Raw genomic sequence first — 17,485 nt, forward strand, 5'->3', positions numbered from 1 at the left:
CTTTTTTTAATTAAGGTTTTTAATGACTGCTTTTTACTTCTTTTACAGTGTTTACACTTACATTGGTTTTATTATTTCCCCAAGAGTTATAAACATAAGTAAGCACATCTGCAACTTCTTCTTCAGAAAGTGTTTGTTTGGTCATTACACTATTGTATTTGTTTCCGTTTACAGTAATTTCTCCTGTTTTTCCGTTTAAAACAATACCTACAGCTCTTTTAACATCTGCATTTAAATAATCTGATTTTGCTAAAGGAGGAAACGCATTCGGAATTCCTTGTCCTTCTGCTTGGTGACAAGCAAAACAAGTAGTCATATAAATTTGTTTACCATCAGCTATTTTTTTAGCTAAAGGTTTTTCTACGTTACTTACAGCCACTTTTTTCTTATCATTATTTGGCATTGTTTGAATAGTACCTCCTTCTGGATGATAAATTCCTTCTTGCTTAACACCAGAATATAATTTTTTATTTTCTTCTCCGGTTACTTTTAACATTCCTAAAGCCCCTTTATTAAAAGCTCTAAAAATAGCATGGTCTACAATAATAAATGTACCAGGAACTTCTACTTTAAATTCTACAATAGCAGCTCCTCCAGAAGGAATTGAAGTTGTTTGCACGTTTTCATTAATCATAGATCCTCCTTCTATATGTACTTTATCAAAGATTTCTCCAATAACATGAAAAGACGATGTTAAGTTTGGTCCGCCATTCCCTACAAATAAACGAACTGTTTCACCCACATTTGCAGTAATAGCGTTGTCTCCAGTTAAAGCACCAACTTTACCATTAAAAACTACATAATCTGCATCTTCTTTAATTGCTTTTGTCATATCAAAAGCTTGTAAACCTTTTTCATCAGTGGCACCTTTTGTATAAAAATCTCCTTGCATAATGTAATATTCTTTATCTACTTTAGGCAAACCACCTTCTGGTTCTATTAAAATTAAACCATACATTCCGTTTGCAATATGCATTCCTACAGGTGCAGTAGCACAGTGGTACACAAACAAACCAGGGTTTAATGCTTTAAAAGAAAACGTTTTTTTATGACCAGGCGCTACAAAAGAAGATGTTGCTCCACCTCCAGGACCAGTTACCGCATGCATATCTATATTATGTGGTAATTTATTATCTGGGTGATTAGACAACGTAAATTCTATTTCGTCTCCTACTCTAGCTCTAATAAAACTTCCAGGTACAGAACCACCAAAAGTCCAATACACATATTGTACACCATCTGTCATGGTTCCTTCTTTTTCAAGAATTTCCATGTCTATCAATAATTTCTTTGCGGTTCTATTACCTACTGGCGCAGGTACAAAAGGCGGTGAAGTTAATTCTGCCTCTATAGTTCCTTTAATATAAATGGAAGAATTATCTACCACTGCCATTTCTTTTTTTGGTTCACTCTTACAGCTCGTTAGCAGTAAGCCTGATGCGAATAATAAACATACTGTTTTTAAAAGTCTCATTTTTTCTTTGTTTTAATGTTGGTTAAAATAAAAGATTGTTTTGTCTTTTATTATTTACAACAAAAATATTATAGTTTGCAATAAGTAAAAATGATAATTATCATATAAAAAGATAAAAATATCTTTATATTTTTGTAAAAAAAACATGTTAACCAATTCTAGTAAATATGCCATTAGAGCAGTTCTCTATTTAGCAAATAATTCATCCGAAGACAATAAAATTGGTTCTAAGAAAATAGCCAAAGTATTAAACATACCTGCCCCGTTTTTAGCCAAAACATTACAAGAATTAACAAAAAAAGATATTATAAGTTCTGTTAAAGGTCCTCATGGAGGTTTTTACCTAACGGATAGAAACGATAAAAATACCCTGTATAATATTATCGATTGTGTAGATGATGCAGAAAAATTTAATCAATGTTATTTAGGTCAAACAGAATGTAGTGATGATAAACCCTGTGTAATCCATCATTTATATGTACCTTTTAAAAATAAATTACTACAAAAACTTAAAAATAAAACAATCTTAGAAATGGCTAAAGAATACGCTAAAGACAATAACCTTATTAATACTTTATAGTTTTTAATATGATTAAAGCTAAAACACAAAGTTTTGTAGCACTTTTTTATTTTTTAATCGCTGCGTCTTTAGGTATTTTATTGCGTCTTTTTCCTACTACAAATGTAAATGCCAATTATAAATTTATTGTTCACACGCATTCTCACGTGGCACTTTTAGGCTGGGTATATATAGGATTAACAACTTTAATTTTTCATCTATTTATAAAAGAAGAAGCTAAAAAAAAGTATTCAAAATTATTTTTAAGCACTCAGGTTACAATTTTAGGGATGTTAGTTAGCTTTCCAATAACTGGATATGCTTTATTTTCTATTATTTTTTCTACTCTATTTATTATATGTTCTTATTGGTTTTATGCTTTCTTTAGAAAAAACAACAATTTTAACAAAGGTAGTTTTGCTTATAAATTTATAAATACATCACTTATATTTATGATTATTTCTAGTGTTGGCCCTTGGGCTTTAGGAATTATTATAAACACCTTAGGAAGCACTTCTCATTGGTATAAAAATGCAATTTATTTTTACTTACATTTTCAATACAACGGTTGGTTTATTTTTTGTTTACTTGGGTTATTTTTCCACTTTTTAGAAAAAAATAATCGTGTTATTTCTTCAAAAAAAATCTCTACTTTTTTTAGGTTGATGATTGCCAGTTGTATCTTTACTTTGGCTTTATCTTTTTTATGGATAAACCCACCTATAACTATCTATATAATAGCGGTATTAGGAAGTGTTATTCAAATCTTTTCTTTACTCTTTTTTTATTCGATAATTAAAGAACAGAAAACATTTTTAAAGGATAAAATAAGTCGATTTTTCTTCAAATTAATCCGCTTAATTTTTGTGTTATTTTGTTTAAAAATAATAATACAAACAATTACTGCAATTCCGTATTTTGCAACCTTATCTTACCAAATAAAAGATTTTGTAATAGGATATTTACACTTGGTTTTTTTAGGTGTTATTAGTCTAAGTATCTTGTTTTTTTTACATCAGAATAAATTAATATCCATTCCCAAAAAATGGATACTAATTTATTTAACTGGTTTTATTCTTTCTGAAGTATTTATTTTTTACAAAGGTTTTTGTAATTGGCAGCAACTTTCTATCATCAATAATTATTATGTAATTTTAGTACTTGTTTCAGCACTACTACCTATAGGTGTTTTAGGTATTTTTATTTCTAATTTAAAAACTATTTATTCCACTCCAAAAGAACTTGTTTAGCAAATACTTCACATTGATTTAAAGTGTCTGTAACATGCTTTAAAGTAGTTTTTGGGTTTATTAAACACATTCTAATAACTACTTGATTTTGTAAAACAGTGGTAACCAAAAGTGCCTCTTTAGAATCTACAACTTTAGACGATATTTCTTGATTTAATTTATCTAATTCTTCTTCTGTTAAATCTTTATTTAAAGGATTGTACCTAAAATTAATAATAGCCAAAGTTGCAGGAGAAACAATTTCCCAGTTTTTACTTTTTCTAAGTGTATCTTCTGTTTTATCTGCTAAATCTATATTGTACGTTATTGCCTTTTTAAAAGCATTTAATCCGTAGGTTTTAATAGACATATAAAATTTTAATGCTCTAAACCTTCTTGTTAATTGAATTCCGTAATCATAAAAATTAATTTCAGATTCATTTCCTTCAATATCTCTTAAATATTCTGGTTTTTCGCTAAACGTATTGCTTAACCAAGAGGCGTCTTTTACTAATAAACAACCAATTTCATAAGGCTGAAAAAACCATTTATGAGGATCTACAGTTAAAGAATCTGCACGCTCTATACCTCGTAAAATTCTACTTCCTTTTTTAGATAATATTGCGGCACCTCCATATGCTCCATCAATATGAAACCAAAGATTTTCTTTTTCGCAAATATCTGCCAAAGCATCTAACGGGTCTACAGTACCAGTATTGGTAGTACCTGCAGAAGCAATAATACAAAATGGTTTTCTTCCTTCTAATTGGTCTTTTGCGATTTCGTTTTTAAGTTTATTTATACTAAACTTAAATTCTAAATCTGTTGGAATGATTTTTACTTGTTCTTTTTTAAAGCCTAAAACTCTAATTGCTTTAATATTAGATGAATGTGCTTGGTCTGATAAATAAATAACGGCATTGGAAAAATCATCGCCACATTTTATTCTTCTAGCAGTGGTTAAAGCTGTTAAATTTGCCATAGATCCACCACTTGTAAAAATTCCACCTCCTTTTGTTACCGGAAAGTCGAACATTTTTAACAACCAATTTAAAGTAACAATTTCTAGTTCTGCAGCGGCAGGAGAAACAATCCATCCACCCGAAAAAATATTAAATCCTGTTGCCAAAGAATCTGCCATGGTACTTATAAAATTACTTGGACCTGGTACAAAAGAAAAAGATTTAGGGTGCGTAGATATATTGGTATTTGGCAATACATTTTTAGCCACAAAATCTAACACTTCATCTGCAGGCGTTGCATTATCTGGCGCTTCTCTTAAAAAAATAGAATCCATTTCTTCTCTAGAAGCTTTACTTACAGGCTTTTTATTTTCCTCTTCATCATAATGATTTACTATTAGGTCTACTATTTTGTAGCCATAAGATTGCATTTCTTCTTTTGTTAAATAAAAAGGTGATTTCATGAAATTATAATTTTTTTGCAAATTACATGAACTTAAATTTCTAAAGAAGATAAAAATCAATTTTATTCGAATTTTAATCTATTATACCTCAAATAATCACTTTTTTTTATTTTGCATATAACTATTATTTATGCATGTTTTAAAGGCCTATTTTCCGAAAATCATATTGTTTTAACTTATTTATTTGCAATTATTTATAATAGTGACAAAAGTCATTTTTTATCACTAATAACTACACCAAATTTGTAATGAATTCAAAGTCTCTTATTGTGAAAGATCTAATGAATAAAAGTGTTGCTACTATTGTTACAAAAAACATTAATACAGCCTCGGTTTTTAAAAAATATAAAATAGATTTTAGTGTTCATGGCAACATGTTATTAACTAAAGCATGTGATAAAAAAAAGGTCAACATAAAAAATATTGTTAATGATTTAAAGGCCGTAAATAATAAAGTTTATTATTTAAAAGATTATAATTCTTGGGAGCTAGATTTTTTAATTGATTTTTTAGTAAATATTCAACATGAATATAAAGAAGAAAACATCTTATTTTTAAAAGAATATGGCGAAAAAGTTGCTAAAATATATGGCAAAGAATATAAAGAACTTTTAAAGGTTAATCGATTAATACAAAAAAATGCAGATACTATTCTAGAACACATGAAAAATGAAGAAAGAACTATTTTTCCGTATATCAAGAAACTTGTAGAGGCAAAAAATAAAAAAATTGTTGTAAACATTAGCAATTCTCCCTTAAATAGCCCCATAGAATCTATTGAAGATGAACATGAAAAAGTGAGTAAAATATTTAAAAAGATTTGCAAATTAACAAACAACTACAAAATTCCAGAAAACACATGTATTTCGTACAAAGTACTTTATTTAAAATTACAACAATTTGAGGAATTACTTTCTAACCACATGCACATAGAAAATAACATCTTATTTCCGAAAGCAAAAAAATTAGAAAAATCTTTACTTTTAGATCTTTAAATAAGCTAATTTTTAGTTTTCTTTAATAGGTAGCCATTTTCTTTTCATTATTTTTGCTTCAAATTCGTCAATTTGAAAAGAATACTTTTTTTATTTATTATTTTTTCTTCGCTAAATTCTTTCTCTCAAGAAAAGAAAAAAATTCAATATTACGCAGAACAACAAGAAGCTGATGAAGAAAAATATCCAGGTGCCACATTATTAATAGGTAATGTTAAAATGACTCATGATGGCATTATTTTAACAAGTCAACAGGCATTATACTATAAAGATAAAAATTTCTTTAAAGCTATTGGTAATGTTATTATTAAGCAAGGAGACACCATTACACAAACAAGTAATTATACCGATTACGATGCCAATTCTAAGCAAGCACTTTCTTGGGGAAATGTGGTTTTAAAAGACCCAACAATGACCTTAACTACAGATACATTACATTTTGATAGATTAAATCAAAAATTGTATTATAACAGTTACGCTACCATTAAAGACGAAACAAATACCTTAAAAAGTAAAAATGGTAACTTCTATTTAGAAGATAAAAAATTTACAGCCACCACTAGAGTAACCGTTGTAAACCCAGAACACCATTTAGAATCTGATCATTTAGATTATTATACAAACTCCGGACTTACTTATTTATACGGACCATCAACCATTACAAATACCAAAAACGATAATAGAATTTATTGCGAAAAAGGTTTTTACAATACAAAAACAGATGTTTCTCACTTTGTTAAAAATGCAAAACTATATTTAAAAGAAAGAACTGTAGAAGGTGACAGTTTGTATTATGATAAGCAAAAAGGGTTTGCCTCTGCCACTAATAATATTCAGGTAATAGACACGGTACAAAACTTTATTACCAAAGGAAACTATGCCGAAATTTTCGAATTAAAAGATTCTCTTTACATCATTAAACAAGCAGTTGCCATTTCTATTATAGACAAAGATTCTATGTTTATTCATGGAGATACCATTTTAGTTACAGGTAAACCAGAAAAAAGAAATGTAAGAATTTTTCATAATGTAAAAATCTTTAAATCTGATTTACAAGGAAAGTGCGATTCTATTCATACAAACCAAGAAACTGGTTTAACAAAAATGTTTAAAAAACCTGTAATTTGGTCAGATCAAAATCAAATTACCGGAGATACCATTCACCTACTCTCTAATGTAGAAACAGAAAAATTAGATTCGTTAAAAGTATTAAACAATGCCTTTATCGTTTCTAAAGATTCTATGTCTATTAAAGATTTTAACCAAATTAAAGGAAGAAACATGTTTGGTAAATTTAAAGAAAATAAACTTCGTTTACTTTTAGTAAAAGGAAATGCAGAGTCGGTTTATTTTAATAGAAATGAAGAAACCCAAGTTTTAGAAACCATTACCAAAGAAATATCTAGTAATATTGAGTTTACCTTAGATAAAGGGCAAATTGAAACCATAAAATATTTAAAAAAATCTGATGGTAATACCTATCCTCCATCAAAACTTCCGGACGATGTTAGAGAGTTGCAAGGTTTTATTTGGCGTGAAGAAGAGCAACCTAAAAAAATGGAAGATATTTTTATACATGATGATAAAATAAACATTCCTCTAAAAGAAGATACAAAAGAGAAAAAAGCACCTGTAATTCTTAATAAAAAAAAGAAGCTTACTACAATTCTAAAGCCGAAAGCTCTAAAACCTAATAGTTTTCCTAAAAAACAATAATCTTGAAAACAGATTTTTTTAAATACCAAGCACAAACTTCTCCTTACCCATTGGCTATAGAAGTTTCTACAGCAAAAGGAAGTTATATTTATGATACTTCCGGAAAAAAATATTTAGATTTTGTAGCAGGCGTTTCTGCAAATAGCTTAGGCCATAACCATCCCAAGGTTACAGATGCCATAAAAAAACAATTAGATGCTTATGCTCATGTAATGGTTTATGGCGAGTTTATACAGCAACCACAAGTAACATTATGTAAACTTTTAGCACAAAACTCTCCAAATAATTTAAATGCCGTATACATTACAAATTCTGGAACAGAAGCAACGGAAGGTGCTATAAAATTAGCCAAAAGAGTTACAAATAGGTCAGAAATAATTGCTGCAAAAACATCTTATCATGGTAACACCATGGGATCTATGAGTGTTTCTGGTATAGAACAGCAAAAACAAGCATTTAGACCTTTAATTCCCGGTACAAATTTTATTGAGTTTAATAATGAAATTGATCTTGTTAAAATCACCAATAAAACAGCTGCCGTAATTCTAGAAACCATACAAGGTGGTGCAGGTTTTATTGAACCCAAAAACGGGTTTTTATCTAAAGTAAAACAACGTTGTTTAGAAGTTGGTGCACTTTTAATTTTAGATGAAATACAAACAGGAATTGGAAGAACGGGTACTTTTTGGGGTTTTGAAAACTATAATGTAATTCCGGATATTATAATTACAGGAAAAGGTTTAGGAGGCGGAATGCCAATTGGAGCTTTTATTTCATCCTTTGAAATGATGAGCCTATTAAAAGACAACCCTAAATTAGGGCATATTTCTACATTTGCTGGTCATCCTGTTATTTCTGCTGCTGCAGTAGCAACTGTAAAAGAAATTACTGAGAACAACTTTACAAAAGAAGCTTTACGAAAAGAAGCACTTATTAGAAAACACTTAATTCATCCATCAATTAAAGAAATTAGAGGAAAAGGTTTAATGTTAGCTGCTATTTTAGAAACTCCAGAACTAAATTCTAAAGTGGTTTTGAAATGTTTAGAAAACCAATTAATACTATTTTTTCTACTTTTTGAACCAAGTGCTATGAGAATAACGCCTCCACTTACTATTTCTGATGAAGAGATTATTAAGGGATGTCAAATTATTTTAAAAACAATTGATCAAGTAATCGAATAAATATATTAATCTTTACTTATTAAAAACAGAAAAGAGCAATTATTTACATAATTGCCCTTCAAATAAATCAACCATTAACATAATAGTAGATTATTTTTTTCTGTTATCTTATTACACTTCCTGATAATTCTACCTGTGGCCCTGTACCCATGTTTATTACAGTACCATTCATTGCGGCTGCTGGTACTACGTGCGCTAAAGGTTTTAAAGTAAATGGCGCAGCACTATTATCTGGACTTGGTTCTACAGAAATTACAACTGTTTTTCCTTTTAAATCTGTAGGAAAATCTACACCTGCTGCAGATCCTGTTACATAATCTTCTCCTGGAAAAGCTGGTCCGTTACCTACAGAACCTTTGTAAGGTGAAGTTGCTGCGTTATCATCTGCTGCATCAACTGCAGTAAATGTACCTGTACTTACTGGTGTTCCGTCTATAACAACCCATCCTTCATATTTCCATCCAGCTGTTAACGTTGGTAAACCTAAACCAGCAATTGCTGTTCCAGTAGAATTATCTAAAAACCAAATTCCACTTGCTTCATTCGTAGTATCAGCATCTGTTGGTGTTGCTAAAATGTATTTTCCCCAAGAAGCACTAAAATCACCTACAATTGTTGTAGAAGTAACACTTGCAGAATTTCCAGAAAAATCTCCGGCTAAAATTTTTGTTGCTGCTGGTTCTAAAGCTGCTGCTCCGGTTTCACCTGCTGGCTCAATAGATAAAACAAATGTTGTTGCTGCTTCTAAGTCATCAATTCCTACGGTATATGTTTGCGGAAAAGACACACTTGTAAAAGTTCCTGTACTTACTGGGCTACCATTTACAATTAACCATCCTTCGTAAACGAAATCAGCTCCTAATTCTTCTAAACCTGTAAAGTCTACTGTTAAACTTCCTGTTGTTTGTACATTGTTGTTGTTGTCATCATCACTACAAGCTACAAAAGTTGTTGCGATTGCAATTGCGATTGCTAAATTTAAAATTTTTTTCATCTTATTAATATTTATGTTAATGTTGATGACAAAGTTAAATTCTTAATGAATCATGAAATGTTAGCTAGCTAACACTTATGCAATTTTTTGAAGTAATCTTATTTCTTTTCTATTAAATGTGATAATATTTGCCTCTTTTAACTCATTCATTAACACATTTAAATTAGACCTAGAGGTACCAATTAAGGATGCAATATCTTTTTGAGTATAAGGGTGTTCTATTATTTTATCTCCTGTTTTTTCACAATCATGTCCATATTCCTCACACAATTCTTTCATAAATTCTAAAAATCTAGTTTTAGAATCTTTAAATAAAATTAATTGTAATCTTCTTTCTAATTTTTTAAAACGAAAACCTAAAAATTTATATATTTTTAAACTAAAGGTTTTGTTATCACGCATTAAATCATGCATAGTGTCTACTCCTATTGGACAAATTGACGTAGATGCATCTACAGATTGGGCAAATTCATTTCTTGTTTCTTCTCCTAAAATGGCTTTTTCTCCAAACAATTCTCCTTTTGTTAAAATTGCTTTTACCACTTCGGTACCATCTTCATTATAGTACCCAATTTTTACTTTTCCTTTTTCTATTAAATAAACCTTGCTTGCTGCGTCTTCTTCAAAGTAGATATAATCACTTTTTTTATAAGCATCAAAATTATGACACTTTTTATATTCTTTAAATTTGTGTGGACAAAGTAGATTAAATAAGTTTACATTATCAAAAAACCATAAGTTATTCATAAAAAATCAATTTAGTTTTGGTTCTTTAATAAGTCTAAAAATGTAGTAATAGCTTACAAAAACACAGAACTTAAATAACTAATTTTAGCAATAAATTGGGGTTTGGACAATTTTTTTGATAAAATGCTATATTTTCTTCGGATGAAACTCCAGGATAATCTCCAAAATTATCTTCTAAATCTCTAATAATTTGAAAATGTAAATGTGGTGCATAATCTCCATTTACCGCTGCACTTCCTAAATATCCTATGGTATCTCCTTGTAAAATTGAATCTCCAACTTTTATGTTTTCTATGGATTTTAAAGATAAATGACCGTATAAAGTATAGAATATTTCTTTTTTAATTTGATGTTTTAAAATAATTGTTGGGCCATAATCTCCATAATTCTCATTATTTTTAAAACTATGAATTTCTCCATCTAACGCTGCTAATACTTTTGTGTTTTCAGCACACCATAAATCTATACCTAAATGAATGTTTCTCTGTTTTTCTTTAGATTGATTCTTAAAATAAGTACTTCTGTCATATATATTTCTTTTTTCTAAATAACCACCAAATGCAACGTTGGCTTTATTTTTTTTGAGAAAAGAATCAATATATATTTCCCATTCTATGGATGAAGAAATATCAAAATGCAATAAATCTTTATTTTTTGATGAAATAGCTATCGGAAAATAGTTATCAGAAGAAATACTTGCATCAATAACGGATATAGACTCTTTTGATATTTGACTTAAAAACTGGTTAAAAACTTCTGTATTCATAAGTAAAAGGAAAAAAAACGATCAAAAGATATCAAAAGTTTTTTATTTATATAATTTTATCTAGGTATTTTCTGCAAGGTTATAATATTATTAAAAAAACATTTCAGTAATTTTTAAATAATTTTAAGAATTGCTGCTTTATCATTTGGTTTAAACAAAAAGTAACCATGTTATTTTAGCAACTCATCAATAGTTTCTCTAACCTTTATACTATTCCAGTTTGCAGCACCAGATTCATCTATAATAATTTTACCTTCTTTATCTATTAAAAAAGTTCTTGGAATACTTTTTACTTTAAAAGTTGTTGGTGGCACTGTTAAGGGGCTATAAGCTTTAAAATTATAATTTTTCTTTTTTAAAAAAGAAGCAATCACTTCTTGTGATTCATTTGACACCAAAATAAATTCAATTTTATCTCCATAGTCGTTATACAATGCTTGAAGTGACGGCATTTCTGCAATACAAGGTGGACACCAAGTAGCCCACATATTTACCAATAAAACTTTACCTTTTGCTTCATTTAAACGATAGCTATTACCTTCTAAATCTTTTAAATTCCAATCATAACTACTAACTAATTTTACTTCAGTTGCTTTGTTAATACTTGGACTTAATTTTGCTATAACTGTTTGTAAACCTATTTGAATTTGTTGTCTTGTTGTTGGAATAATTAACAAGCCAATTATTATAACAAAAACTATATTCTTAACTACGCCTTTCTTTTTGTACATACCTTTAATAATAAAAGTAAAAAGCGCTAATTTTTCAATTAACGCTTTTTTAAATTATAGTTTAAACGCTTTATTTAGCGTTCTCTTTTTTAATTAAATTTAAAGCAGAGCCTTCATTATACCAATCTATCTGACCTTGATTATAGGTATGGTTTGCAATGATTGTATCTTTAGAACCGTCTGCATGCACCACTTCTATAGTTAATGGTTTATTAGGAGCAAACTCATTTAAATCTACAAAGTTAAAAGTATCATCTTCTTGAATTAAATCATAATCTGCTTCATTATTAAATGTTAAACCTAACATTCCTTGTTTCTTTAAGTTTGTTTCATGAATACGAGCAAAAGATTTTACTAAAACAGCAGCAACACCTAAATGTCTAGGCTCCATTGCAGCGTGTTCTCTAGAAGAACCCTCACCATAATTATGATCACCAACAACAATAGATTTTACACCTGCAGCTTTATAAGCTCTTGCGGTATCTGGTACTCCCCCAAATTCTCCCGTTAATTGATTTTTAACAAAATTGGTTTTCTTACCAAAAGCATTTACAGCTCCAATTAAACAGTTGTTAGATATATTATCTAAATGACCTCTGTAGCGTAACCATGGTCCTGCCATAGAAATATGGTCTGTAGTACATTTGCCAAAAGCTTTTATTAATAATTTTACGCCTGTTAAATTGTTACCTAAAGGTGTAAAAGGCTCTAATAATTGTAATCTTTCAGAATCTTCTTTTACAGCAATTTGTACATGACTTCCATCTTCTTCTGGTGCTAAATAACCATCATCTTTTACTTCAAAACCTTTTGGAGGTAATTCCCATCCTGTTGGTTCATCAAACATTACTTCTTCTCCGTTTTCGTTGATTAATTTATCTGTAATCGGATTAAAATCTAAACGACCTGCAATTGCAATGGCTGCTGTTAATTCTGGTGAAGCAACAAAAGCATGTGTATTTGGGTTACCATCTGCACGCTTTGCAAAGTTTCTATTAAAAGAGTGAACAATACTATTTTTTGGTGCATTTTTTGGATCATCATAACGCGCCCATTGCCCAATACATGGTCCACAAGCGTTTGTAAAGATCTTTGCATCTAACTTTTCGAAGATGCCAATAATACCATCTCTATCTGCTGTATATCTTACTTTCTCCGAACCAGGATTAATTCCTAATTCCGATTTCATTTTTAATCCTTTGTCAATTGCTTGTTGCGCAATTGAAGAAGCTCTCGATAAATCTTCGTAAGAAGAGTTTGTACAAGAACCTATTAATCCCCATTCTACTTTTAATGGCCAATCGTTAGTGTTTGCAGCTTTAGTCATATCTGCACCTGCTTCTGTAGATAAATCTGGTGTAAAAGGTCCGTTTAATAAAGGGCCTAATTTAGATAAATCAATTTCTATAACTTGGTCAAAATATTGCTCTGGGTTCGCGTAAACTTCAGCATCGCCTGTTAAATAGTCTTTTACTTGGTTTGCAGCATCTGCAACATCACTTCTATCTGTAGCACGTAAATAACGTTCCATAGATTCATCATACCCAAAAGTAGAAGTAGTTGCTCCTATTTCTGCTCCCATGTTACAAATTGTACCTTTACCTGTACAAGACATAGAAGTTGCTCCTTCTCCAAAATATTCTACAATTGCACCTGTACCTCCTTTTGCAGAAACAATACCAGCTACTTTTAAAATAACATCTTTTGGAGCTGTCCAACCAGAAAGTTTTCCGGTTAACTTTACCCCTATTAATTTAGGAAACTTTAATTCCCAAGCCATACCCGCCATAACGTCTACAGCATCTGCACCACCAACACCAATGGCAACCATACCTAAACCACCAGCATTTACTGTGTGAGAATCTGTACCAATCATCATTCCTCCTGGAAATGCATAATTTTCTAAAACTACTTGGTGAATAATTCCTGCTCCTGGTTTCCAAAAACCTAATCCGTATTTATTAGAAACGGATTCTAAAAAGTTAAAAACTTCATTACTTGTATTTAGAGCAGATTGTAAATCCATACTTGCTCCGTTTTTAGCTTGAATTAAATGATCGCAGTGCGTAGTTGTAGGAACAGCTACTTTACTTTTACCTGCTTGCATAAATTGTAGTAATGCCATTTGCGCAGTGGCATCTTGCAATGCAATTCTATCTGGAGCAAAATCTACATAGTCTTTACCTCTTACAAATGCTTTATTGGATGTTTTATCCCATAAATGCGAGTACAGAATTTTTTCTGCTAAGGTTAAAGGTTTACCGGTTAGTTTACGAGCAGCATCAACACGTTCTACAACGTTTGAATATACTTTTTTGATCATATCAATATCAAAAGCCATAAGTTTTTATATTTTTTTTGTTATTATAATTTGTGTATCACAAGATACAAAATATTTTATTGTTTTAATATCGATTTACCGCTTAGAGAAGTTTTAATGCTGATAGTGAAATAGAAAATTTTGATTGTAAATAGTTGTTTTGGGTTAGGGATTGAAATGGAAATCCTTTTTGTGAAGTATGAACAAAAAGATTGTAATAAAAAGCCCGACCACGTCTTTTTTTGACGTGGTAACCCCCTAAAAGAAAAATATGTGGAAATGAGTTACCAAAATAAAATATGGAGCATCAAAAAAGCCTGAATCATTGATTCAGGCTTTTAAATTATAATATACTAATTATTTATGCTCTCACTAATAATTTATGAGGAGGCGTAAATTGTGTAAGGTTAATTCCTTTTACTGCAGCTTTGTATTCTGCTAAATTAGGTGTTCTACCTAAAATTGTAGATAATACTACTACTGGTGTTGATGAAAGTAAAGATTCTCCTTTTTTCTCTCCAGAATCTTTTACAACTCTTCCTTGAAATAAACGTGTAGAAGTTGCCATTACAGTGTCTCCTGGTTCTGCTTTTTCTTGGTTCCCCATACAAAGGTTACAACCAGGGCGCTCTAAATATAACATGTTTTCGTATCCTGTACGTGCAACTGCTTTAGGTGCGCTATCATCGAATTCGAAACCTGAGTATTTTACTAAAACATCCCAATCTCCTTCTTCTTTTAATTCATCTACAATATTGTAAGTAGGTGGCGCAACTACTAAAGGTGCTTTAAATTCTACTTTACCATATTCTGCTTCTACATTTTTAAGCATTTGAGCTAATATTTTCATATCGCCTTTGTGTACCATACAAGATCCAACAAATCCTAAATCTACTTGTTTTGTTCCTCCATAATAAGACAATTGTCTAATAATATCATGCGTATATCTTTTAGAAACATCTGCGTTATTTACATCTGGATCTGCAATCATTGGCTCTTCTATTAAATCTAAATCGATAACAACTTCTGCTGCATATTTTGCATTTGCATCTGGTGTTAAAGCTGGTTTTTCACCAGATTTAATTTCTGCAATTCTTTTATTAGCGATATCGATTAATCCTTGAAGAACGTTTAAGTGATTGTCCATTCCTTTATCAATCATTATCTGAATTCTACCTTTTGCAATTTCTAAAGATTCTATTAAAGTAGCGTCTTCAGAAATACAGATAGAAGCTTTTGCTTTCATCTCTGCAGTCCAATCTGTAAATGTAAATGCTTGATCTGCTGTTAAGGTTCCAATATGCACCTCAATGATTCTTCCTTGAAAAACATTATCTCCACCAAACTGCGTAAGCATTTGTTGTTGCGTTGCATGCACAACATCACGGAAATCCATATATTCTGCCATGTTACCTTTAAAAGTAACTTTTACAGACTCTGGAATTGGCATTGAAGCTTCTCCTGTTGCAAGTGCTAATGCTACAGTACCAGAATCGGCACCAAAAGCAACACCTTTAGACATTCTTGTATGAGAATCTCCACCGATAATAATTGCCCAATCATCAATTGTAATATCATTTAAAACTTTATGAATTACATCTGTCATTGGCTTGTACTTGTTTTCTGGATCTCTTGCGGTAATTAATCCGAAGTCATTCATAAATTTCATCAATCTAGGAATGTTTGCTTTTGATTTATTATCCCAAACAGAAGCTGTATGACAACCAGATTGGTAAGCACCATCTACAATTGGAGAAATAATGGTTGCAGCCATCATTTCTAATTCTTGAGAAGTCATTAAACCTGTAGTGTCTTGAGAACCTACAATGTTAACTTCTACACGAACGTCTGAACCTGCATGTAATGTTTTTCCTGGCGTAGTACCAACGGCATTTTTATTAAATATTTTTTCTACAGCAGTTAACCCTTGCCCTTCAATAGAAATTTCTTTTGATGGTGCATAAACAGGCACTACATCTATACCTAATACTTTAGATGCAAATGTTTGTAATTTTTTACCAAATACAACAGCATAAGATCCTCTAGCTTTAATAAACTCTGCTTTTTGAGGTGTTAATGAAGCAGAAATATCCATTAATTCTACATCTCCATTGTATAATTTTTTCTCTTTTGTATTTACAGTAAGTACAGTACCCGTTGCTACAGAATAAGCTTCTTCTAAAACAGGGTCTCCTGCTTCATCTCTAACTGTATTTCCGTCTGCATCTTTAACTTTTACCCAGTTTTTAAGATCGATACCAATACCACCAGTTACCCCAACTGTTGTTAAGAAAATTGGCGAAATACCGTTTGTACCTGCAATAATTGGTGCAATATTGATAAAAGGAACATAAGGACTAGATTTAATCCCGGTCCATAAAGCCACATTATTTACACCAGACATTCTAGAAGAACCAACTCCCATTGTCCCTTTTTCTGCAATTAACATCACTCTTTTATCTGGATGTTGTGCTTGTAATGCTTTTAACTCGTTTTGTTTTTCTTTGTTATGCTCAAATAAACATTGACCATGTAATTCTCTATCAGAACGAGAATGTGCATCTCCTCCTGGAGATAATAAATCTGTAGAAATATCTCCGATACCAGCTACAAAAGTTACAATCTTAATTTCTTCTTCAATATCTGGTAACTTTGTAAAAAATTCTGCTTTTGCATAACTTTCTAACAAATCTTTAGCAATTTCGCTACCTGCCTTATAAGCTTTTTCTAAACGAGCCATATCTGCCTCATAAAGGAAAACTTGCGTTTTTAAAACTTCTGCAGCATCTTTTGCAATAGCAATATCATTACCTAAAGCTAAGTCTAATAGTACTTCTATAGAAGGTCCACCTTTCATATGTGCTAATTGTTCAAAAGCAAAAGAAGGTGTAATTTCTTTAACGATTGATTGACCTAAAATAATCTCCTTTAAAAATTTAGCCTTTACACCAGCAGCACTGGTTGTTCCAGGTAAAACATTATAGATGAAAAAATTTAGAGAATCTTCTCTATATTCATTATCTAAATCTTTAATTTGTTCAATGATTTTGCTTAATAATTCTGCACCATCAATTGGCTGCGGATGAAGTCCTTGTTCTTTTCGTTCTTCTATCTGCTTAAGGTAATCTTTATAAATACTCATGAAAGAAATCTTTAGTTACTGTACACATTTTAACCATCTTCATATTAAAAGGAATACTGTAAAAGTTGTTTGTAAATTTTAGTGTGACAAACTTACATTTTTTAAATTAAAATTAAAAGATAAATAATAGATTGCGCTAATTAATGAATAAAAAAAAATTATTAGCCAAAACACTGATTTTTAATCAACAAAAAGAAGATTT

General features: G+C 30.4%; 13 protein-coding genes. 5 read left to right on the forward strand and 8 right to left on the reverse strand.

From position 1 onward, the window contains the following. Positions 1-19 precede the first annotated feature (19 nt). A complete protein-coding gene (nirK, locus tag WHD07_RS02155) occupies positions 20-1,474 on the reverse strand; it encodes a copper-containing nitrite reductase (protein WP_343329868.1) in 1,455 nt (484 codons plus the stop codon). 145 nt (positions 1,475-1,619) lie between these two features. On the opposite strand from nirK, the gene WHD07_RS02160 reads away from it, so the two are divergent. After that, complete coding sequence (locus WHD07_RS02160) at positions 1,620-2,054, forward strand: Rrf2 family transcriptional regulator (protein WP_343329869.1); 435 nt, start codon at positions 1,620-1,622, stop codon at positions 2,052-2,054. Between the two features lie 8 nt (positions 2,055-2,062). Then, positions 2,063-3,283: a hypothetical protein gene (locus tag WHD07_RS02165; RefSeq protein WP_343329870.1), complete on the forward strand. Its 1,221-nt coding sequence runs from the start codon at positions 2,063-2,065 to the stop codon at positions 3,281-3,283. Here WHD07_RS02165 and WHD07_RS02170 read toward each other — a convergent pair. Then, positions 3,252-4,688: an aspartate aminotransferase family protein gene (locus WHD07_RS02170; RefSeq protein ID WP_343329871.1), complete on the reverse strand. Its 1,437-nt coding sequence runs from the start codon at positions 4,686-4,688 to the stop codon at positions 3,252-3,254. The genes WHD07_RS02165 and WHD07_RS02170 overlap by 32 nt on opposite strands. 248 nt (positions 4,689-4,936) lie before the next feature. On the opposite strand from WHD07_RS02170, the gene WHD07_RS02175 reads away from it, so the two are divergent. The 3 genes from WHD07_RS02175 to WHD07_RS02185 all read left to right on the forward strand — a co-directional run bounded on the left by WHD07_RS02175 (position 4,937) and on the right by WHD07_RS02185 (position 8,583). Continuing rightward, complete coding sequence (locus WHD07_RS02175) at positions 4,937-5,683, forward strand: DUF542 domain-containing protein (RefSeq protein ID WP_343329872.1); 747 nt, start codon at positions 4,937-4,939, stop codon at positions 5,681-5,683. 72 nt (positions 5,684-5,755) lie between these two features. Continuing rightward, a complete protein-coding gene (locus WHD07_RS02180; RefSeq protein WP_343329873.1) occupies positions 5,756-7,399 on the forward strand; it encodes an OstA-like protein in 1,644 nt (547 codons plus the stop codon). Positions 7,400-7,401: 2 nt separating this feature from the next. Next, a complete protein-coding gene (locus WHD07_RS02185) occupies positions 7,402-8,583 on the forward strand; it encodes an aspartate aminotransferase family protein (protein ID WP_343329874.1) in 1,182 nt (393 codons plus the stop codon). Positions 8,584-8,686: 103 nt separating this feature from the next. Here WHD07_RS02185 and WHD07_RS02190 read toward each other — a convergent pair whose 3' ends face one another. The 6 genes from WHD07_RS02190 to WHD07_RS02215 form a co-directional block, all read right to left on the reverse strand. Beyond that, complete coding sequence (locus WHD07_RS02190; RefSeq protein WP_343329875.1) at positions 8,687-9,577, reverse strand: anti-sigma factor; 891 nt, start codon at positions 9,575-9,577, stop codon at positions 8,687-8,689. 75 nt (positions 9,578-9,652) lie between these two features. Further along, positions 9,653-10,324: a Crp/Fnr family transcriptional regulator gene (locus WHD07_RS02195; protein WP_343329876.1), complete on the reverse strand. Its 672-nt coding sequence runs from the start codon at positions 10,322-10,324 to the stop codon at positions 9,653-9,655. 70 nt (positions 10,325-10,394) lie between these two features. Further along, entirely contained in the window at positions 10,395-11,090 is a 696-nt protein-coding gene (locus tag WHD07_RS02200) for a peptidoglycan DD-metalloendopeptidase family protein (protein ID WP_343329877.1), read from the reverse strand. A 170-nt stretch (positions 11,091-11,260) separates the two neighbouring features. Further along, a complete protein-coding gene (locus tag WHD07_RS02205) occupies positions 11,261-11,821 on the reverse strand; it encodes a TlpA disulfide reductase family protein (protein WP_343329878.1) in 561 nt (186 codons plus the stop codon). Between the two features lie 70 nt (positions 11,822-11,891). Then, the gene (locus tag WHD07_RS02210; RefSeq protein WP_343329879.1) at positions 11,892-14,162 is read right to left on the reverse strand and encodes an aconitate hydratase; all 2,271 of its coding nucleotides are present in this window, start codon (positions 14,160-14,162) and stop codon (positions 11,892-11,894) included. A 340-nt stretch (positions 14,163-14,502) separates the two neighbouring features. Next, positions 14,503-17,283, reverse strand: a complete 2,781-nt coding sequence (locus WHD07_RS02215) for a bifunctional aconitate hydratase 2/2-methylisocitrate dehydratase (protein ID WP_343329880.1) — start codon at positions 17,281-17,283, stop codon at positions 14,503-14,505. Between the last annotated feature and the right edge of the window lie 202 nt (positions 17,284-17,485).

Source organism: Polaribacter staleyi, assembly GCF_038024045.1.
GTDB classification, from domain to species: domain Bacteria; phylum Bacteroidota; class Bacteroidia; order Flavobacteriales; family Flavobacteriaceae; genus Polaribacter; species Polaribacter butkevichii.

What these genes read in the sequence shown, in the direction of transcription:
- WHD07_RS02190 (WP_343329875.1), bottom strand. Translation starts at nt 9,577, where the DNA reads ATGAAAAAAATTTTAAATTTAGCAATCGCAATTGCAATCGCAACAACT.
- WHD07_RS02170 (WP_343329871.1), bottom strand. Translation starts at nt 4,688, where the DNA reads ATGAAATCACCTTTTTATTTAACAAAAGAAGAAATGCAATCTTATGGC.
- WHD07_RS02210 (WP_343329879.1), bottom strand. Translation starts at nt 14,162, where the DNA reads ATGGCTTTTGATATTGATATGATCAAAAAAGTATATTCAAACGTTGTA.
- nirK (WP_343329868.1), bottom strand. Translation starts at nt 1,474, where the DNA reads ATGAGACTTTTAAAAACAGTATGTTTATTATTCGCATCAGGCTTACTG.
- WHD07_RS02215 (WP_343329880.1), bottom strand. Translation starts at nt 17,283, where the DNA reads ATGAGTATTTATAAAGATTACCTTAAGCAGATAGAAGAACGAAAAGAA.
- WHD07_RS02195 (WP_343329876.1), bottom strand. Translation starts at nt 10,324, where the DNA reads ATGAATAACTTATGGTTTTTTGATAATGTAAACTTATTTAATCTACTT.
- WHD07_RS02165 (WP_343329870.1), top strand. Translation starts at nt 2,063, where the DNA reads ATGATTAAAGCTAAAACACAAAGTTTTGTAGCACTTTTTTATTTTTTA.
- WHD07_RS02205 (WP_343329878.1), bottom strand. Translation starts at nt 11,821, where the DNA reads ATGTACAAAAAGAAAGGCGTAGTTAAGAATATAGTTTTTGTTATAATA.
- WHD07_RS02175 (WP_343329872.1), top strand. Translation starts at nt 4,937, where the DNA reads ATGAATTCAAAGTCTCTTATTGTGAAAGATCTAATGAATAAAAGTGTT.
- WHD07_RS02160 (WP_343329869.1), top strand. Translation starts at nt 1,620, where the DNA reads ATGTTAACCAATTCTAGTAAATATGCCATTAGAGCAGTTCTCTATTTA.
- WHD07_RS02200 (WP_343329877.1), bottom strand. Translation starts at nt 11,090, where the DNA reads ATGAATACAGAAGTTTTTAACCAGTTTTTAAGTCAAATATCAAAAGAG.